This window comes from Tardiphaga sp., from assembly GCF_028290785.1.
Classification (GTDB): Bacteria; Pseudomonadota; Alphaproteobacteria; order Rhizobiales; family Xanthobacteraceae; genus Tardiphaga.
In genome coordinates this window covers 1-18,224 of the sequence record NZ_JAQGJD010000237.1, presented here as the reverse complement: position 1 = coordinate 18,224, position 18,224 = coordinate 1, and the positions used below count along the sequence as shown (strand labels likewise).

Annotated in this window: 16 protein-coding genes and 2 riboswitches; of the genes, 7 read left to right on the top strand and 9 right to left on the bottom strand. The window is 66.5% G+C overall.

Features of this window, described 5'->3' with window-relative positions:
- Positions 1-318: 318 nt before the first annotated feature.
- Together JWR89_RS14755 and JWR89_RS14750 are read right to left on the bottom strand one after the other, a co-directional pair.
- Complete coding sequence (locus tag JWR89_RS14755; protein ID WP_299717411.1) at positions 319-573, bottom strand: hypothetical protein; 255 nt, start codon at positions 571-573, stop codon at positions 319-321.
- Between the two features lie 131 nt (positions 574-704).
- Positions 705-947 carry a hypothetical protein gene (locus tag JWR89_RS14750; protein WP_299717412.1) on the bottom strand — a complete coding sequence of 81 codons (243 nt, stop codon included), beginning with the start codon at positions 945-947 and terminating at the stop codon, positions 705-707.
- Positions 948-1,067: 120 nt separating this feature from the next.
- Positions 1,068-1,271, top strand: a riboswitch (cobalamin riboswitch).
- Positions 1,272-1,301: 30 nt separating this feature from the next.
- Here JWR89_RS14750 and JWR89_RS14745 point away from each other — a divergent pair.
- The 3 genes from JWR89_RS14745 to JWR89_RS14735 are packed head-to-tail and all read left to right on the top strand — an operon-like array spanning position 1,302 to position 5,082.
- Positions 1,302-3,281, top strand: a complete 1,980-nt coding sequence (locus JWR89_RS14745) for a TonB-dependent receptor (protein WP_299717410.1) — start codon at positions 1,302-1,304, stop codon at positions 3,279-3,281.
- Positions 3,275-4,303 (top strand): iron ABC transporter permease, encoded by a 1,029-nt coding sequence (locus JWR89_RS14740; RefSeq protein ID WP_299717409.1) that lies wholly within the window; start codon positions 3,275-3,277, stop codon positions 4,301-4,303. The genes JWR89_RS14745 and JWR89_RS14740 overlap by 7 nt, the downstream gene beginning before the upstream one ends.
- Complete coding sequence (locus JWR89_RS14735; RefSeq protein ID WP_299717408.1) at positions 4,300-5,082, top strand: ABC transporter ATP-binding protein; 783 nt, start codon at positions 4,300-4,302, stop codon at positions 5,080-5,082. Before JWR89_RS14740 ends, JWR89_RS14735 begins: the two co-directional genes overlap by 4 nt.
- Before the next feature lie 12 nt (positions 5,083-5,094).
- On the opposite strand, the gene cobD is transcribed toward JWR89_RS14735, so the two are convergent.
- On the bottom strand, positions 5,095-6,084 hold the full coding sequence (cobD, locus tag JWR89_RS14730; protein ID WP_299717407.1) for a threonine-phosphate decarboxylase CobD: 990 nt from the start codon (positions 6,082-6,084) through the stop codon (positions 5,095-5,097).
- Positions 6,085-6,093: 9 nt separating this feature from the next.
- On the opposite strand from cobD, the gene JWR89_RS14725 reads away from it, so the two are divergent.
- Positions 6,094-6,960 (top strand): ABC transporter substrate-binding protein, encoded by an 867-nt coding sequence (locus JWR89_RS14725; protein ID WP_299717406.1) that lies wholly within the window; start codon positions 6,094-6,096, stop codon positions 6,958-6,960.
- Entirely contained in the window at positions 6,961-7,932 is a 972-nt protein-coding gene (gene cbiB / locus JWR89_RS14720) for an adenosylcobinamide-phosphate synthase CbiB (RefSeq protein ID WP_299717405.1), read from the top strand.
- Here the strand turns inward: cbiB and JWR89_RS14715 are convergent.
- The 6 genes from JWR89_RS14715 to JWR89_RS14690 all read right to left on the bottom strand — a co-directional run bounded on the left by JWR89_RS14715 (position 7,905) and on the right by JWR89_RS14690 (position 16,072).
- Positions 7,905-9,389 (bottom strand): cobyric acid synthase, encoded by a 1,485-nt coding sequence (locus JWR89_RS14715; RefSeq protein ID WP_299717404.1) that lies wholly within the window; start codon positions 9,387-9,389, stop codon positions 7,905-7,907. The genes cbiB and JWR89_RS14715 overlap by 28 nt on opposite strands.
- Positions 9,389-10,012, bottom strand: coding sequence for a cob(I)yrinic acid a,c-diamide adenosyltransferase (gene cobO / locus JWR89_RS14710; protein WP_299717403.1), 624 nt, complete (start codon positions 10,010-10,012; stop codon positions 9,389-9,391). Before cobO ends, JWR89_RS14715 begins: the two co-directional genes overlap by 1 nt.
- On the bottom strand, positions 10,009-13,854 hold the full coding sequence (cobN, locus tag JWR89_RS14705; protein WP_299717402.1) for a cobaltochelatase subunit CobN: 3,846 nt from the start codon (positions 13,852-13,854) through the stop codon (positions 10,009-10,011). The genes cobO and cobN overlap by 4 nt, the downstream gene beginning before the upstream one ends.
- Before the next feature lie 223 nt (positions 13,855-14,077).
- Positions 14,078-15,088: a cobalamin biosynthesis protein CobW gene (cobW, locus tag JWR89_RS14700; protein ID WP_299717401.1), complete on the bottom strand. Its 1,011-nt coding sequence runs from the start codon at positions 15,086-15,088 to the stop codon at positions 14,078-14,080.
- 1 nt (position 15,089) lies between these two features.
- Positions 15,090-15,623 (bottom strand): bifunctional adenosylcobinamide kinase/adenosylcobinamide-phosphate guanylyltransferase, encoded by a 534-nt coding sequence (gene cobU / locus JWR89_RS14695; RefSeq protein WP_299717400.1) that lies wholly within the window; start codon positions 15,621-15,623, stop codon positions 15,090-15,092.
- Positions 15,620-16,072 carry a DUF1636 domain-containing protein gene (locus tag JWR89_RS14690; RefSeq protein ID WP_299717399.1) on the bottom strand — a complete coding sequence of 151 codons (453 nt, stop codon included), beginning with the start codon at positions 16,070-16,072 and terminating at the stop codon, positions 15,620-15,622. The genes cobU and JWR89_RS14690 overlap by 4 nt, the downstream gene beginning before the upstream one ends.
- A gap of 110 nt (positions 16,073-16,182) precedes the next feature.
- Positions 16,183-16,389, bottom strand: a riboswitch (cobalamin riboswitch).
- Positions 16,390-16,481: 92 nt separating this feature from the next.
- On the opposite strand from JWR89_RS14690, the gene cobT reads away from it, so the two are divergent.
- Positions 16,482-17,537, top strand: coding sequence for a nicotinate-nucleotide--dimethylbenzimidazole phosphoribosyltransferase (gene cobT, locus JWR89_RS14685; RefSeq protein ID WP_299717398.1), 1,056 nt, complete (start codon positions 16,482-16,484; stop codon positions 17,535-17,537).
- Positions 17,537-18,224 (top strand): adenosylcobinamide-GDP ribazoletransferase (locus tag JWR89_RS14680; protein WP_299717397.1); only part of this gene is annotated, 688 nt, incomplete at its 3' end. The genes cobT and JWR89_RS14680, both read left to right, overlap by 1 nt.

The following is an 18,224-nucleotide window of genomic DNA, read 5'->3' as shown; positions in this document are numbered from 1 at the left end:
CCGGATCCGCGGCCCAAGTGGTCGCAGCCTGGCCCGGAAGTACGGTCCCCCGGCCAAAAATCGCCGCGGTGGCGCGCCGAGAGGCGACGCGGTTGCGGCTTCGTCGCCGACGGCGAAGCGGATCGCGACAAACGCTACCCCACGCGCCGCTCGGCGCGCCGCCTCCCCTCATGCTTCGAGGGGAGAAATGATCAAACCTCGGACGCTCACGCGCCGCGAGAATGCGGTCACTTGGCTGTTTGAAATTGTATCGGGAAAGCGCGGCGACGCTCAGATTCGTGTCCCGGACGCGCTACAGCGCGCAGCGCCGGGACGCTGCTATCGCTCGTCGCTCATCGGCGGCTGGAAGGTCCGTGGATTTTCCTGCGCCCGCTGGCGCGCCACGGCGAGCGCTTCTGCGAAATCGGCGGCGTCGAACCATGGCAGATCGCGCATCGGCGCATCGAGATCCGCACCCCAGATATCCGTGGCCGGCACGTCGAATCGCATCTCATGCTTGTTGCTGACGGCCTGAATGCCGTAGCCGGTGACGGCCCATTGCTTGCCGAGCCAGTAGATATCCCTGTGCAGCACCGCGTTCGTCCGTTCTCGTCCTGGGATCGCAAGAGACAAAAAGAACCCCGACCGCAAGGTCGAGGTTCTGTTGAACCAGTCAATTGGATCAAAATTTAGCAACTGCCGGCTCGTCCCGGCAGTATTTCAGTTCAGATGCGGCCATTCTGATTCGACGGCTGCGCCTGCCGCGATTGCTGCGCCCGCTCGGCATCGGCCTTGTTTGCCTCGTGACGCCCAATCACGCAACCCGCGACAACGCCGACCTTGCCATGCCCGGCATAGTGCCCGGCAATGCCGCCGATGATCGCGCCCTTGATGCAGCCCTTGGCTTCGGCCGCGACCGACGACAGCATCAGGCCTGCAACGACGGCGCACAGCATCAATTTTTTCATGGCGATCTCCCGTGTGGATGACGTCCGGATAATTCGCCGGCCGAAAGTTGGTTCCCGCCGCGCCGCCAGAGTCGGGTGATACGCCGGCATTGCCAGTTGCCTCGCGCCGCGCGCTGTGCTTCCTGTGTTTTCGTCATCGGTGCCTCCGCGAGGAGGTGAAACGGGAATGCGGTACGGGGATTACTCCCCTATTCCGCGGCTGCCCCCGCAACTGTATGCGGCCATTCGCGATCCACGCGCCACTGGACTTGCCCTGCAAGTCTGGGAAGGCGGATCGGGAGACGACCGCGAGCCAGGAGACCGGCCGGTGACTCATATCAACTCGTTCGACGGTGGGTCGACGGAAGGGGTCTTATGGTTATCCGGAATCTCGCTGCCGGTACGGCAGCCGTGTTTGCTTTGTCCTGTATCAATGGCGCCGCGCGCGCCCAGTCCAGCCCAGAACGATTGCCCGATGTGGTGGTCACGGCGGACAGAACCTCCGAACCGATCAGCAAGTCCGGCAGCGCCATCAGCGTGGTGAGCGGCGAAACCATCGCCACCAGCAATCCCGGCTCGCTGGTCGATGCGCTGCGCACCGTGCCCGGCCTCGACATTACCGAAACCGGCGGCCCCGGCGGCACCACCAATGTGCGGCTGCGCGGCGGCAATACCGGCCAGACGCTGGTGATGATCGACGGTATCCGCGTCAACGATCCCACCGCCGCATCGGGCGACTACGACTTCGCGATGTTCACGCCATCGGCGATCGAACGCATCGAAGTGCTGAAAGGACCGCAAAGCGCGCTGTACGGCTCCGATGCCATGGGCGGCGTCATCAACTTCATCAGCAAGAAGGGCTCCGGCCCAGCGCAGTTCAACGTCCGCACCGAAGGCGGTAGCTATGGCACTGCTTCGACCAACGGATCGATGACGGGATCGACCGGGCCATGGTCCTACGCCTTCACCGGCGGCGGCCAGCACAGCAACGGCTTTTCACGTTACGGCTACCGCATCCCGGCGCTGGAAGCGCGGTTTCCGAATCTGGAGAACGACGGCTACGACCGGCTCGGCGGCTCCGCGCGGATCGGTTATGATGCGGGCGAAGGCGTCAAGCTGGAAACCGGCTACCTCGCCTCCTACACCCGCTCGGCCTATGACGCCGCCACCGGCACGTTTCCCGACACGCCATCGGCGACGACAAAGCAATTGCAGCAGGTCTGGGGCCGCGCCACCATCGACACGCTGGACGGCGTGCTGACCCACAGCGTCAATGTGTTCGATACCCACGTCGAGCGCTCGTTCAACGAGACCACCTACGCGACTGCGAGGAACGCGATTACGACGACGCAGATCATCTCCGACTACATCGGCGACAGCGTTGGTGCGGAATACCAGGCGACGCTGAAGATGGGTCCTCTCGGTTCGCTGGTCTACGGCGCCCGCACCCAGCACGAAACCGCCCAAACCTACACCACGGCGATCCTGCCGACGCGCGGTTTCCTGACGCCCGTGATCGGCAAGGCGCAGGACACCAACTCGCTGTTCGCGCTGTGGTCGCTGCCGATCGGCGAGCGGCTCAACATCACCGTGGGTGGCCGTGTCGATGATGTGGTCGATGTCGGGCGCTTCGAGACATGGCGTACCACCGCAGCCTACAATATCTTCGAGACAGGCACCAAGTTTCGCGCCAGCGCCGGCACCGGCGCCAAAGCGCCGACGCTGTTCCAGCTCTACTCGCCGGCTAACGGAACGCCATCGCTCGCTTCGGAAGAAAATTTCGGCTACGACGCCGGAATTGACCAGAGCCTGTTCAATGGCCGCGTGGTCGTATCGTTGACCGGCTTTGCAGCGGACTACAGCAACCTGATCAACTTCGTGTCGCCTACAGCCGTCGCCAATCCCTGTCTCGCGAGCCAGACGACGGGCTGCTACATCAACGTCGCCCGTGCCGAGACCAACGGCATCGAGCTCGGCGGCAATATTGACATCCTGCCCGGCCTGATGAAGCTCAACGTCGCCTACACCTATCTGCACGCCGTCGATCAGGCGAACGGCGCCATCCTCGCCCGGCGGCCGAAAAACCTCGCCCGCTTCGCGCTGACGATCACGCCCACCGACAGATGGCTGATCGAACCGCGCATCACCAGCGTGTCGAAGCGCTTCAGCAGCGCCAACCAGGTCGGTCAGGTCGATGCCTATACGCGGGTCGATCTCTATAGCGAGTACAAGATCGACGCCAACTGGAAGGTGTTTGCACGCGGCGAGAACATCCTGAACGAACATTATCAGGAAGTGCTCAACTTCGGCACCACGGGACCTGCGGCCTATGCAGGCTTCAACGCCACATGGTGATCCCAGCTCCATCCGCACGACGTCCCATCGTTGTCACAACGGTCGTCCTCGCCGTGCTGGTGGCGCTGCTGGCGCTGGGCTCGCTCGGCACCGGACCGGTGAAGCTTTCACCGGTCACGGTGCTCGATGCGCTGTTCGGCGGCGGCAGCGACGTGCAGCAGACCATCGTGCGTGAAATCCGCCTGCCGCGGGCGATTCTGGGTCTCGCCATCGGCGCGATCCTGGGATTGTCCGGCGCGGCGCTGCAGGGCCTGTTGCGCAATCCGCTGGCCTCGCCATCGCTATTCGGCGCGCCGCAATCGGCGGCGTTCGGCGCGGTGCTGATGATCGCGCTGGGCTGGGCCGACGTGCGCTCCTGGGCATTGCCGGTCGCGGGCATCACCATGGCCTTCGTCTCGGTGTTCGTGCTGCTCAGCATCGCCGGCCGCAGCGCTGGACTGTTGCTGCTGATTCTCGCGGGCCTGGCGATCTCCAGCCTCGCCGGTGCTGCGACAGCATTGGTGATGAACCTGTCGGCCAATCCGTTCGCCGCGCTCGAGATTGCATTCTGGCTGCTCGGCTCGCTGGAGGATCGCAGCTTCCGCCATGTGCAGCTCGCGCTGCCCTTCATCATCGCCGGCGCGATTCTGCTGATGACCCGGCGCAGCGCGTTTCGTGCGCTCAGCCTCGGCGAGGAGACCGCGCAGAGTCTTGGCGTCGACGTCGGCCGTCTCAGGCTGCTGGTGATCGTCGGCGTCGCGCTCGGCGTCGGCGGCGCCGTTGCAGTCACCGGCACCATCGGCTTCATCGGCCTGATCGCCCCGCATTTGATGCGCCCGCTGATCGGTCACGATCCCGGACGCCTGCTCGTCCCCAGCGCGCTGACCGGCGCGGCCTTGCTGCTCGCCGCTGACATTGCAGTGCGCCTGATTCCCTCCACCACCGATATCAAGGTCGGCGTGCTGACCTCGATCATCGGCGTGCCGTTCTTCCTGTATTTGATCGTGCGCGAACGCCGCGCGCTGGGCGGAGGTATCGCATGAGCGATTTCGCTTTGCTCACCGCAGCCAATCTCGGCGTCACGCTGGCCGGCCGCGCAGTGCTGCATGATGTTTCTCTGTCGCTGCAACCGAAACATCTGGTCGCGCTGGTCGGGCCGAACGGCGCCGGCAAGACCACGCTGCTGCGCGCGCTGGCCGGCTTGCAGGCCTCGACCGGCACTATCCAGGTCGGCGGCGAAGCGCTCTCCGCGCTGTCGCTGCGCGAACGCGCCAAGCGCTTCGGCTATCTGCCGCAGGGCCATGTGGTGCACTGGCCGCTCGACGTGAAGGACGTGGTCGCGCTCGGTCGCTATCCGCATGGCGGCACCGATCCGGCGCGGCTGTCGGCCACGGATGAAGCCGCCGTGCAGCGTGCGATGCAGGCCACCGAGGTAATGCCGTTCGCAGCCCGCCGCGTGACCGAACTGTCCGGCGGCGAACGCAGCCGCGTCGCGCTGGCGCGCGTGCTGGCGGTGGAGGCGCCGATCGTACTGGCCGACGAGCCGACCGCCTCGCTCGATCCGCGATACCAGCTCGACGTCATGAAGAATTTGCGGAAGGTCGCCGACGACGGCGTGCTGGTGATCGTGGTCACCCACGATCTCGGCCTCGCCGCGCGCTTCGCTGATACCGTGCTGGTGATGTCGGATGGCCGCCTGGTCGCACACGGCGCGCCGAGCAAGGCGCTGTCCGATACCATCATGGCCGACGTGTTCCGCATCAGCGCCTATCGCGCGGATTACCGCAGCGAGACGGTGATCCTGCCTTGGTCGGGGATCTAAACCATGACGTCGCTACGAGCTCGGCTTCAGTGCGGCGGCCAGACGATCCAGCGCGCGGTCGTCCGGCGGCAGGCCGAACCGCAGCCAACCGTCAGCGTAGTCGAAGCGGCGACACCAGATCTGCCGTCGTGCCAGCTCGGCGTGCAGCTTCAGCGCTTCGCGATGCCGCACCAGCCGGAACAGCGACGTGCCGCCGATGATCTCGCAGCGGGAATGCGTGAGGACGCCGTCGAGCTGCTTCGCTCGACTGGCCAGCCTCTCGCGCATGCGATCGGCCCACACCGCATCGTTCAGCGCCGCGGTGCCGACATGCAGCGCCGGGCCGGAAACGGCCCAGGCACCGAGCGCGGTGGCGATGCGCCGCGCGATCTCCGGCGCGCCGATTGCGAAGCCGAGCCGCAAACCGGCCAGGCCATAGAATTTACCGAACGAGCGCAGGATCACGACGGGCCAATGCGCACACAGCGCAACCGCGCCGATCGCCGGATCGACATCGGCAAAGGCCTCGTCGATCACCAGCCAGCCACCGCGCTGCCGCAGCCTGGCCGCGACATCAGCGAGTTCGGCGTGATCGGCAATGCGTCCGTCAGGATTGTTGGGATTGACGATCACAGCGTGCACGGCATTGGCCGGCAAGGCGGCGAGATCGTCGATCGCGATCACCTCATGGCCGGCATCGCGCCAGGCCGATGCATGTTCGCTATAGGTCGGGCCGAGCACGGCAACAGGTCCGGGCGCGGCGAGATACGGCAGCCACTGGATCAGCGCCTGCGTGCCGGCAGCCGCGACGATGTCGATTCCCTCGGGCACGCGATAAGCGGTTCGCGCGGCGGCGAGCAGCGCTTGTTCGGCGGCGCGCGACGGCAGTTGGCGCCAGACGCTGTCGGGAAGATCGATTATCGGCCACGGCCAGGGATTGATCCCGGTGGAAAGATCGAGCCACGCCGCGGCGTCGCCGCCATACTGCGCCATTGCTTCGGTAAGATCGCCGCCATGTTTCATGGGAGCTTCATGCCATCATCCCGCGCCAAGCGCGAGGGGCCGCGCCGCAGGTTTGTTACGCTCGGCAGCATCCTCTGCCTTGCCATCGCAGGTCCGTCGTTCGCCGCCGAGCTGCCGCGCCTCGCTTCGATCAATCTGTGCACCGACCAGCTGCTGATGACGCTGGCCGATCCCGCGCAGATCTTGGGCCTCAGCCCCTATGCGCGCGATAACGCGCGCTCGTGGGATGCAGCGAAGGCCGCGCAGTTCCCGCTGCTGTCCGGCGAAGCCGAGGACGTGCTGGTGCTGAAGCCGGATATCGTGGTCGCCGGCCGCTATACCAAGCGCGCCACCCGCGAGTTGCTGAAGGACAAGGGCCTCAACGTCGTCGAGTTCGACGTGCCGCGCTCGATGGACGATGTGAAGAAGCAGATCTTGCGGATGGGCGACGTGGTCGGGCATCGCGACCGCGCCGTCGCAGTGGTGGCCAGGCTCGACGTCGCCATCGCTCATGCCCGCGAGGTCGCGGCGCGCAAGCAATACCGGGTGCTGGCGCTGTCGCGGCGCGGCTGGGTGTCGGGCAGCGACAGCCTGACCGGCGCGCTGCTGTCGGCGGTCGGCCTGACCAGCGCCGCCAAGGATCTCGGCCTGCGCACCGGCGGCTTCGCCTCGCTGGAGGCGATCGTCAGCCTGAAGCCCGACTTCCTGCTGCTGGCGGAAGGCAGCAGCTTTGCCGAAGACGAGGGCCGAGCCTTCCTGCTGCATCCCGCGCTGCAGCGGTTTTATCCGGCGTCGAAACGTCTGGTGGTTCCGGAAAAGCTGATCAACTGCGGCGGCCCGATGCTGGCGGAAGCGTTGGACCGGCTGGCGTCCGAACTCGAGCGCGTGGAGCGCTGAGTGCTGATCGCCGACAACGCGCTCTGGATAGTGGTAGCCGCGATCCTGTTCGACGCGGTGATCGGCGATCCCGATGTGATCTGGCGCAGGTTACCGCATCCGGTGGTCTGGATCGGCCATGCGATCGGCGCCCTCGAGCGCGAACTGAACATCGCGACCTGGTCGCCGCAGCAGCGCAAGCTGGCCGGCGTCGGCGCCGTGATGTGGCTGGTGATTGGTGCCGCGATTATCGGTCTGCTGATCGAAATTTTCGTGCCCCGGGGCTGGGTTGGCATCGCGACAAAGGGATTTCTCGCATCGGTGCTACTGGCGCAGCGCAGCCTGTACCAGCACGTCGCCCGCGTCCGCGACGCCTTCGCGGATGGCGGGCTAATTGCCGCGCGAAAAGCCGTGGCGATGATCGTCGGGCGCGATCCGGAGCAACTGGATGAAGCCGGGGTGTCGCGCGCGGCGATCGAATCCACCGCGGAGAATTTTTCCGACGGCATCGTCGCGCCGCTGTTCTGGCTCGCGGTGTTCGGCCTGCCCGGCCTGATCGCCTACAAGGCCATCAACACCGCCGATTCCATGATCGGGCATCGCAGCCTGCGCTATGAAGCCTTCGGCTGGGCGGCGGCGCGGCTCGACGATCTCGTCAACCTGATCCCGGCGCGGCTGTCGGGGTTGTTGATCGCCGTTGTCGCGCCGGTGGTAAGCGGCTCGATCGCGACGTCAAAGAACATCATGTTCCGTGACGCCGCCCAGCATCGCTCGCCCAATGCCGGCTGGCCGGAAAGCGCCATGGCCGGCGTGCTCGGCATCGCGCTGTCCGGGCCAAGGCGCTATGCCGAAGGCGAAGCCAACGAGCCCTGGCTCAACGAAGAAGCGCGCAAGGACGCTACCGCGAACGATATCGGACAGGCGCTAAAGCTGTTAGTCGCGGCGTGCGCACTGCAGGCGGTGATTTATGCGTCACTGTCGTTGGTGCTCTGACGGCTGCGGGCGATCTTCAGCATCTGCTCGATATCGAGATGGGTTTCGAAATGATCGGCCAGCGCATCGAGCGCTGTTTCGATCCGCGTCTCATAGGCCAGCGTCGAGGCGATACCGAGATTCGCCAGCCACGCCTTGCGAAACGCATCGCTGGTAAACAGGCCGTGGACGTAGGTACCTTGCACGCGGCCGTCGATCGAGGCCGCGCCATCCGGACGGCCATCGATCGTCAGCAGCGGCCGCGCGCAGTCGGTGCCTTCGCTGCGGCCGAGATGAATCTCGTAGCCTTCGATCGCGGCCCCCGTCGCGCAATGCGTGCCCGATATCAGCGTGGTGGACTTGTCGGCGCTCATCAGCGTGGCGATATCGAGCAGACCGAGTCCATCGACCGTGCCGGGCGAGCCATCGACGCCATCGGGATCGGCGATGGTCCTGCCGAGCATCTGGTAGCCACCGCACAGGCCGAGCACGTGGCCGCCGCGGCGCACATGGGCCTTGATGTCGATGTCCCAGCCCTGCGCGCGCAAATAAGCCAGATCGCCGATGGTGGACTTGCTGCCGGGAATAATGACCACGTCGGCATTGCCCGGGATCGGTTCGCCCGGACGCACGAACACGAGTTTCACGCCGGGCTCCATGCCGAGCGGATCGAGATCATCGAAATTCGCGATCCGCGCCAGCACCGGCACGGCGATGATGCGCGTCCCTGACGACGCGTGCGTGCGATCGAGATCGACCGCGTCTTCGGCCGGTAGCCAGGCGGCTTGCGGCAGCCATGGCACGACGCCAAGCGAGGGCCATCCGGTCAGCCGCGTGATCGCGGTCAGGCCATTGTCGAACAGCGCGGGATCGCCGCGGAACTTGTTGATGATGAAGCCGTGGATACGCGCGCGTTCCTCGGGCTCCAGCACCAGATGGGTGCCGGCAATGCTGGCGATGACGCCGCCGCGATCGATATCGCCGGCCAGCAGCACCGGCACGTTGGCAGCATGAGCAAAGCCCATATTGGCGATATCGCCGGCGCGCAAATTGATCTCCGCGGGCGAGCCGGCGCCTTCCACCAGAACGATGTCGGCCTCGCGGGCGAGACGCGCAAAGCTTTCCAGAACCGCCGGCAGCAGCGCGGCCTTCTTCTCCAGATAGCTCTTGGCGCGCAACGTACCCCAGCGCTTGCCCTGCACGATGATCTGCGCGCCCATGTCGGTCTCCGGCTTCAGCAGCACAGGGTTCATGTGCACGCTCGGCGCCATTCTGGCCGCGCGCGCCTGCACCGCTTGCGCGCGGCCGATTTCGCCGCCGTCGATGGCGACAGCCGCATTGTTTGACATGTTCTGCGGCTTGAACGGCGCCACCTTCAACCCGCGCCGCACGAGCGCCCGCGCCAGGCCCGCGACTAGCGTCGACTTGCCGGCGTTCGAGCCGGTGGCCTGGATCATCAGCGCGGGGGTAACAGGCATCAGAACTCGATGCCCTTCTGGCCCTTCACGCCGGCGCGGAACGGGTGCTTGATCAGCGTCATCTCGGTGACCAGGTCGGCCATCTCGATCAGCTCCGGCTTGGCATTGCGGCCGGTGATGACGACGTGCTTGTCCGCCGGCTTCTCGTCACGCAGGAATTTCAGCACTTCTTCGAGATCGAGGTAGTCGTAGCGCAGCACGATGTTGAGTTCGTCGAGCAGCACCATGCGGTGGCGGTCGTCCCGGATCATTTCCTTGGCGCGCTCCCAGCCCGCAGTGGCCGCCGCGATATCGCGTTCGCGGTCCTGGGTGATCCAGGTAAAACCCTCGCCCATGATGTGTAGCGTCACTAGGTCAGGGAAGGTCTTCAGTAGTCGCGCCTCGCCGGTGTCCCACTCCGGCGACTTGGTGAACTGCACGATGCCGACGGGATAGCCGTGACCGATATGGCGAAATACCATGCCCAGCGCGGCGGAGGTCTTGCCCTTGCCGGTGCCGGTGTGGACGATGAGCAGACCTTTCTCACCGGTCTTGGTGGCCATGATCTTGTCCTTTGCGGCCTTGTGCTTGGCCGCTTTGATCTTGTGCCTGGCGTTCTCGTCGTCGTGGGAGAGTTCGGTCATGCGATTTCCTTCTGTGTCGGCATTAATTCGGCGATCAGGTCGGCGGCGCGGTTGGAGCGCGGCGTCCACATCCCCCTGCGGATGGCTTCAGCGAAGCGCGCGGCGGTCTCGCGCAAGGCCGCCGGATTGGCCTCGTGCATGAAAGCGCGCACGCGCTCGTCTTCAAGATAAGCGGCGAACAGTTGGTCGAAATGGTGGTTCGACACCACGTCGGTAGAAGCGGCGAAGCCGAACAGATAGTCCACTGTCGCCGCAATCTCGAAAGCTCCCTTGTAGCCATGGCGCATGACGCCGGCGATCCATTTCGGGTTGGCGGCGCGGCCCCGAACCACCCGCGAAATCTCGTGCGCGAGCGGCCTCGCGATCGGCGCTTCCGGTCGCGAGGTATCGATATGGGCTATCCGCGGCGCGGAACCGCGCAGGGTTTGCACCGTCGCCGCGAGGCCGCCGATGAACTGGTAGTAGTCGTCGGAATCGAGAATGTCGTGTTCACGATTGTCCTGGGTTTGGGCCACGAGATCGATGCCCTTGAGTTGCTCGGCAAAATCGCCGCGCGCGTCCTCACCGTCGATTCCGCTGCCATAGGCGTAGCCGCCCCAGTCGAGATAGACGTCGGCGAGATCGGCGCGCGTGTCCCAGCCGCCCTCGTCCATCAGCGCCTGCAGGCCTGCGCCATAGGCGCCGGGCTTGGAGCCGAATACCCGTCGCGCCGCCTGGCGCTGCGCGATCTCGCTTGGCATGCCACCCGCTTCGAGCGCCCGCGCCTTGGCCCGCACATTGGCCGCGATCGGATTGGCCTCGTCGGGTTCATCGAGCAGTGCGATGGCGGCGACGGCCGAGCCGATGATATCCATCTGGGTCGGGAACGCATCGCGGAACAGGCCCGACACACGGAAGGTGACGTCGATGCGCGGGCGCTTCAGTTCGGACAGCGGCGTGATGGCGAAGCCGGTGACGCGGCCGGAGGTTTCCTCCCACAGCGGACGCGCGCCGATCAGCGCCAGCGCCTGAGCGACGTCATCGCCGCCGGTGCGCATATTCGAGGTGCCCCAGGCCGACAACGCAATGGCGCGCGGCCATTCGCCGGCTTCCTGCCAGTAGCCCTCGACGAGGCGTTCGGCGGCGAGTTGCCCGATCCGCCACGCCGACGGCGTCGGCACCGCGCGGACATCGACCGCGAAGAAATTTCGGCCGGTCGGCAGCACGTCGGGCCGCCCGCGCGTCGGCGCACCGGACGGACCGGGACGGACGAAGTTGCCATCGAGGCCGGTGAGGAAGGCCGCCATCTCGGCCGCGCCGCAGGCGTCGATGGCGGGACGGAGCGTGGAGGCGATCCAACTGAGGACGGCGGAGGTGGCGGGCCAGTCGGTTTCAGCAAACTCGGTGTCGTCCCCGCGAAAGCGGGGAACCATACGCCGTGCAGACAGAAGTTTGCTCGACGGCAGAGACTGAGTTTCACTTTCTTGTTCGGAGGTTATGGATCCCCGCTTTCGCGGGGACGACACTGCGTTTGGGGCGCCTGCTGCGACTACCAATTGCAGCGCCAGAGCTTCGATGCGTTCCACGGTGTCACCGGTGGTTCGCCACAGCGCATCGCTGATCTCGGCCAACACTACTGGCCTTGGTCCTGTGTAGTCGTCCGCCAGATCGCGCGTCAGCGGATCGAAATCGCCGAGGCCCAGATCGGCGGCAATCGCCCGATGCAATGACGCGTCCTGCGGTTTGGTCTCCGAACGCGGTAGCCGCGCGATCGAGACCAGCAGATCGTTGCGCTGGGCGTCCTCCGGTGTGCGGCCGAACACATGCAAGCCGTCGCGAATCTGCATTTCCTTGAGATCGCAGAGATGCGCATCGAGCGCGCGCAAGGCCTCGTGGTTCGGGGTGTCCCTTGTCACGTTGACGTCGGCATCGAGCCGCTGCGCGCGGGCCATCGACAGGATATCCTCGGCGATCACCGCGGCGCGTTTCGGATCGAGATCGGCCGCCAGCGCATACTCATCGACCAGGTTTTCCAGCCGCGCCAGATCGTCGTGCAATTCCGCGCGGGTCATCGGCGGCGTCAGGTGATCAATGATGACAGCAGAAGCGCGGCGCTTGGCCTGGATGCCTTCGCCGGGGTCGTTGACGATGAAAGGATAGAGATGCGGCAGCGGCCCCAGCACCGCATCGGGCAGACAGTCGACCGACAGCCCGGCGCTCTTGCCCGGCAGCCATTCCAGGTTTCCATGCTTGCCGAGATGCACGATGGCGTGGGTGTCAAAGTCGCGGCGAAGCCAGAGATAGAACGCCAGATAATGATGCGGCGGCACCAGATCGGGATCGTGATAGGTGCTCTTCGGATCGATGTTGTAGCCACGCGCGGGCTGTACGCCGACCACGACATTGCCGAAGCGATGCAGGCCGAGGCGGAATGCGCCATCTAGGACATGCGGATCGTTCTCAGCCCTGCCCCAGCGCGTTTCGACGGCGCGCTGCACATTGTCCGGCAGCGTCGCAAACGCCGCCGCATACTCCGCGAGCGACCACGAAGCGCCGCCGTTTCGCGCGGCGCGATCAGCGAGCGCGTTGGTCGGCCCCTGCTGCAGCAAGGCCATCATCGCGGCGGCCTCATCCGGCGTGCCGTCCACCGCGTAACCTGTGCCGCGCATCGCGGCGAGCACATCGATCAGGCTCTGCGGCGTATCGAGGCCGACACCATTGGCGAGGCGACCATCGCGGTTCGGATAGTTGGCGAGGATCAGCGCCACGCGACGCTCGGGCGCTTTGGCACGGCGCAAGCGCACCCAGGCGCGCGCCAGATCGGCGGTGGCGTCGATACGGTCGGGTACCGGCTGCAGCGTCACCGGGGCGAAGCCGGTATCGCTGTCGCCGCGCTCCTTGAAAGCGATGGCATTGGCGAAGATGCGGCCGTCGACTTCCGGCAGCACCGCATGCATGGCAAGATCGCGCGGCGTCAGGCCGCGGGTCGAGGCCTCCCAGCTTGCGCGGGAAATGCCGGCCTGCGCCACCTGCAGGACCGGGCAGCCCGACGCGGACAGTACGCCGGCGTCGTCGTGGGCGGTAGCCGTGGCAAAGGCGGTGGCGTTGATGATGATATCAGCCGGATGCGCCGCCAGCGCCGCGTGCAGGAAGGCGGCGGAGCGTTCGTCCTTCAGGCTGGTGACATAGAGGCAGACGGCATTGAGGCCGCGGGCTTGCAGCGCCAGCCGCAGCGCGCCGATGGCAGCCGTGTCGCCACCAGCGACCAGCGCGCGGTAGAAGATGACGATGGCATTAGGCCGCCCGTCGCTGGCGGGCTCGTTCGGCCAGAACCCGGCCGACGGCATCGGCCGCGCCACCGGCGGCTCCTCGCCATGGCCGATCAGATGCGCGGCGAAGCGCAGCGCCAGTTGCGCGTTGTCGATGCCGCCCTCGGTGCAATAGCGCCACAGCGCATGGGTCGCTTCGCTGTCCACGGTACCGCGCGCGGCGAGTTCGGCGTTCCAGTTCATTTCGCCGGGGATGCAGGCGAACAGGGTACCACGGCGCAGGGCGTCCGAACGCAGGCTCTCGACGCCGTGCGGCCAGTAGCTGATACCGCCGAGCATGCGCAGCACGACGATCTTCGCCTTGGCCAGCGTGCGCTCAACATAGAGATCGACCGAAGCGGGATGGCCGAGCGCCAGCAGGTTGGTCAGCCGCACGCTGGGAAAATCGGTTCGCAGCGTCGCATGCGCCGAGTTGAACGCCGCCAGATCGCTGTCCGCCGCGGACAGCACGACGATGTCGGCGGTATCCTGCCCGAGGTCGCGGGCAACGTCGCCGTCGTCGATACTGCCGGATGGGTCGAGCTTCAGGTGCATGCGGGCGAGTGGCCTTTATGTTGCGCGATGACGGTGCGGTATCCCTCTCCCCGCGTCTTCGCGGTGGGGAGGGTCGGCCGAGCGAAGCGGAGGCCGGGGTGGGGGCGCCGCGAACTCTAACGCTCGTGGCGCCCCCACCCGACCGGCCTATCGGCCGGCCACCCTCCCCACCGCGAAGACGCGGGGGGAGGGAGAAGAGCAGCGGCCGCCTTTGCCCAGTCTACTACGCCAGCGCCCTGCGCACCGCGTCGCCGTCAAATCCCTTCAGCCCGATCACCACCAGGTGCTCAGCCCGCTTGACGTCGGGTCGGCCGAACGCCAGTTCGACGCGGCTGCCGACGGCCTGCACCACGATGGGCGCGGCCTTGTCGGAAATCCGGGCATGGCCCTTGACGCGCAGCACGCCTTCGAGGCCCAGCGCATCGCTGACGCGGGCGCGCATCGCATCGACGCTGGCCGCGGCCGACGGCGTCACCACGATGCTGTCAAAATCATCGTGATCGTGCTCTTCCTCCTCGCCGTGATGACCGACCCGAACGGCCATGTCGTCTTCGGCGGCGGCGTTGAGGCCGATCAGCACCGCGGGCGCGAGTTCACCCTTCGAGCGCACGATGTTGACGCCAGGGCGCAGCACGGCCTTTAGCTTCGCTTCGATTTCGGTGAGTTGCGCCGCCGTCACCAGGTCGCTCTTCGACAGCACCACGAGGTCCGCGCAGGCGAGCTGGTCCTCGAACACTTCCTCGATCGGATCGTCGTGCTCGATGCCCTCGTCCTTCGCGCGCTGCTCGGCCACAGCGTCTTCGTCGAGCGTCACGCGGCCTTCCGACAGCGCCAGCGCATCGACCACGGTCACGACGCCATCGACGGTGGCGCGGGTTTTCACCGCCGGCCAGGCAAATGCCTTCAGCAGCGGCTGCGGCAGCGCGAGGCCGGAGGTCTCGATCACGATGGCGTCGAGCGGGATATCGCGCGACAATAGTCGGTCCATGGTCGGGATGAAGTCGTCCGCCACGGTGCAGCAGATGCAGCCGTTGGTGAGCTCGATGATGTCGCCCGGCGCGCAGGCGTTGGCGGCGCACTCTTCCACCAGGCCGCCATCGAAGCCGGCATCGCCGAATTCGTTGACGATCACGGCGATGCGGCGGCCATCGGCCTGGGTCAACAACGAGCGCAGCAAGGTGGTCTTGCCGGCGCCGAGGAAGCCGGTGAGCACGGTAACGGGGACGCGGGACATATCAGAACTCCTGGGATGGGCGTTTCAGCCAGAGCGGAAGGCCGGCTGCGATGAAGGCGACTTGCGGCACGGCGGCGGCGACGATTTGATTGAGCCGGCCCTGCGCATCGCGAAAGGCGCGGCCGAGCGGCGTCTCCGGGACCAGGCCCATGCCGACCTCGTTGGAGACGAACACGATGGGATATTTCGCCACGCCAAGAAAACGCGCGAGGCGGCGCGCCTCGATCTCCGGATCGCGCTCGGCGAACATCAGGTTGGACAGCCACAGCGTCAGGCAATCCACCAGCACCGCGCGGCCGCGTACCGCCTCGCGGGTCAACGTATCGACCAGCGCCAGCGGCTCCTCGACGGTGGTCCAGCCATCGCCGCGCCGCGCTCGGTGCTGCGCGATGCGCTTTGACATTTCGTCGTCGCCGGCAGTTGCCGTCGCGAGATAGATTCGCGTCAGGTTGCTGTGATCGATCAGTTGCTCGGCGAACGCCGATTTGCCGGAGCGCGCGCCGCCGAGCACCAGCGTGGTGACCAGCGCGCTCATTTCGGCGCACGTCCGTCGTCCGGCGACCAGCGCATCGGCGGCACCCGCGCCACCATGCCTTTTCGCAAAACTTCGGCGCGTTCACGCCACGGCACCAGGCCGTAGTCGGATTTCCGATAGGACTGCACGAAAGACACCAGGGCGTCGGTGCCGCTGTCGGTCTGCAGGTCGCCGAACAGAAAAGTGTAGCCATCGGGGCTGGTGACAGCGACCGTCGCGGGCCGTTTGCAGACGCTGAGGCACTGCACCGGGCGGACCATCACGGCAGCCTCGCCGTCGCCAAGCGCGGCCTTCACCGCCTCGAACATGTCGGGGCCGACCACGACGCCGCTGCCATCGCTGGCCTTGCAGGAGATGCAGACGCTGACGATCACGGGACCGGCCGGCGCATGGCTGCGCGGCGGTTCAACCAGTAATTCGCCCGAGAGTTCGGCGTTGTCGCGATCCATAACGTGCTCACAGTCGTGCCTTGAGTAGGCCGCGAGCTTTGTTGGGTCGCGTTGACGGCATCCACCGGCAACTCGCTCCCGTCCGGTGCACCCCGCCCCGACGACGCCTCCAAAGCACAGTTGTTGATGGCAGGTCTCCTGGCTCGCGGGTCGTTGCCCTCATCCGCCTTCCCGGGAAATCCCAGTGGCACCGGCGAGGACTCGTCGCTTACAGTTGCGGGGGCAGCGCCGGCATGGAGCATTCTCAATATGTGAACGCTCGCACCGGCTTCCCTATTCACCTTCCACGCGGAAGGACCATCGGGCGCGACGCTACCGGGCGGGGTCTCCGGGGTCAACCGTGGCGACGTCGCGGCTGTTGACCCGCTGCCCGCCGTTGCGTCAGTTAGGCTCCCGCGAAAGGAACCCGATGACCGCCAATTTCCCGCTTATGTGGCAGCCGCCCGCTATCGTGCCGCTCGATCCGCAGATCGAATCGACGGTGCGCGCCCGGATCGACGACAAGGCCAAGCCGCCGGGCTCGCTGGGCCGGATCGAGGATCTGGCCACCCAGCTCGGCATGATCCGCCATCCCGGCGAACCGCGCGGCGACAATGCGGTACTGCTGGTGTTCGCCGCCGATCACGGGCTTGTGGCCGAAGGCGTGTCGCAATATCCGGCGGCCGTCACAGTTGGTATGGTGATGACCTATCTCGCCGGCCGCGCCACCGCCAACGCCTTTGCGGCTGCCGCTGACGTCGAAGTCCGTGTCATCGATGCCGGCGTCGCCGCCGAACTGCCGGCGCATCCGCGCCTGATCGATGCGAAAATTCGCATGGGCACCGCCAATGCCGCGCGCGAGCCCGCGATGACACCGCAGCAGGCCGCGGATGCGCTGGCGTGGGGCTCCCGGATCGCGGTCGGCGAAATCCGGAACGGCGCCGACATCATCGCGCTCGGCGAAATGGGAATCGGCAACACCGCCTCCTCCGCATTGCTGGTGCATCGCCTGGCGCCGGCCGGCCTCGACGATTGCATCGGCGTCGGCGCCGGGCAGGATGACAGCGGCATGGCGCGCAAGCGCGCGGCGATCGAGAAGGCGGCAGCGCGCAGCGATGCCATGGCGCCGTTCGAGGTGCTCTGCGAATTCGGCGGGCTGGAGATCGCGATGATGGCCGGCGCCGTGCTCGGCGCGGCCTCGCAGCGCCGGCCTGTGGTCATCGACGGCTTTATCTCCACCGCCGCCGCATTGCTGGCGGTCCGGCTGTGCCCAGCGGCGCGCGGCTATTGCGTGTTCGCGCATCGCTCGGCCGAACGCGGCCACGACATCGTACTGGCAGCGCTCGACGCGAAACCGCTGCTCGATCTCGGACTGCGGCTCGGCGAAGGCACCGGCGCGCTGCTCGCGGTGCCGCTGGTGCGCGCCGCCGCGCGGATGCTCACCGACGTCGCGAGCCTCGACGACGTGATGGCGGGAAACATCTGATGCGGCTGCCCGGTGAACTGCTCAATACGATCCGCTTCCTCACCATCGTGCCGGTGCCAGATGCCGTCGGAGAGATGGCACCGGACTGGCTGGCGCGAGCGATGAAGTATTTTCCGGTGGTTGGCGCCGGTGTCGGCCTTGTCTCGGCAATCGTGCTGCTGCTCGCCAACGAGTTCTGGAGCCCGGTAATTGCGGCGCTGCTGGCGGTGGTCGCGAGCATCATCGTCACCGGCGCTTTTCACGAAGACGGCCTGGCCGATACTGCCGACAGTTTCGGCGGCGGATGGAGCGTCGAGAAGCGCTTGACCATCATGAAGGACAGCCGGATCGGGACCTATGGCGCGCTGGCGCTCGGGCTCGGTGTCGCACTGCGGGTGGCGGCGATTGCCGACCTGCCAATGTGGGCCGGACCGGCGGCGCTAATCGCCGCGCATGCCGCCGCGCGCGCCGCGCCGGCCTTCGTGATGAATCATCTGAGCTATGCCGGCGATACCGCGTCTATGAAGGTCAGCTACGTCGAGGCGCCGGTGCGCTCGAACGAACTGTGGTTCGCGCTCGTCGCGATGACGCTGGCGGCGCTGCCGCTGGCGGCGATCTCCTTCAAAGCGGTTGTCATCGGTCTGCTATGCGGCGCCGCGCTGGCGGCGGTTCTCGCTCGTTGGTCGCGCCGCCTGCTCGGCGGCTATA

Excerpts from the sequence above, each read along its gene's own strand:
- JWR89_RS14715 (WP_299717404.1), bottom strand. The coding sequence starts at position 9,389 with ATGCCTGTTACCCCCGCGCTGATGATCCAGGCCACCGGCTCGAACGCC.
- JWR89_RS14690 (WP_299717399.1), bottom strand. The coding sequence starts at position 16,072 with ATGGATCGCGACAACGCCGAACTCTCGGGCGAATTACTGGTTGAACCG.
- JWR89_RS14740 (WP_299717409.1), top strand. The coding sequence starts at position 3,275 with ATGGTGATCCCAGCTCCATCCGCACGACGTCCCATCGTTGTCACAACG.
- JWR89_RS14725 (WP_299717406.1), top strand. The coding sequence starts at position 6,094 with ATGCCATCATCCCGCGCCAAGCGCGAGGGGCCGCGCCGCAGGTTTGTT.
- JWR89_RS14750 (WP_299717412.1), bottom strand. The coding sequence starts at position 947 with ATGAAAAAATTGATGCTGTGCGCCGTCGTTGCAGGCCTGATGCTGTCG.
- JWR89_RS14745 (WP_299717410.1), top strand. The coding sequence starts at position 1,302 with ATGGTTATCCGGAATCTCGCTGCCGGTACGGCAGCCGTGTTTGCTTTG.
- cobN (WP_299717402.1), bottom strand. The coding sequence starts at position 13,854 with ATGCACCTGAAGCTCGACCCATCCGGCAGTATCGACGACGGCGACGTT.
- cobO (WP_299717403.1), bottom strand. The coding sequence starts at position 10,012 with ATGACCGAACTCTCCCACGACGACGAGAACGCCAGGCACAAGATCAAA.
- JWR89_RS14735 (WP_299717408.1), top strand. The coding sequence starts at position 4,300 with ATGAGCGATTTCGCTTTGCTCACCGCAGCCAATCTCGGCGTCACGCTG.
- cobD (WP_299717407.1), bottom strand. The coding sequence starts at position 6,084 with ATGAAACATGGCGGCGATCTTACCGAAGCAATGGCGCAGTATGGCGGC.
- cobW (WP_299717401.1), bottom strand. The coding sequence starts at position 15,088 with ATGTCCCGCGTCCCCGTTACCGTGCTCACCGGCTTCCTCGGCGCCGGC.
- cobU (WP_299717400.1), bottom strand. The coding sequence starts at position 15,623 with ATGAGCGCGCTGGTCACCACGCTGGTGCTCGGCGGCGCGCGCTCCGGC.
- cobT (WP_299717398.1), top strand. The coding sequence starts at position 16,482 with ATGACCGCCAATTTCCCGCTTATGTGGCAGCCGCCCGCTATCGTGCCG.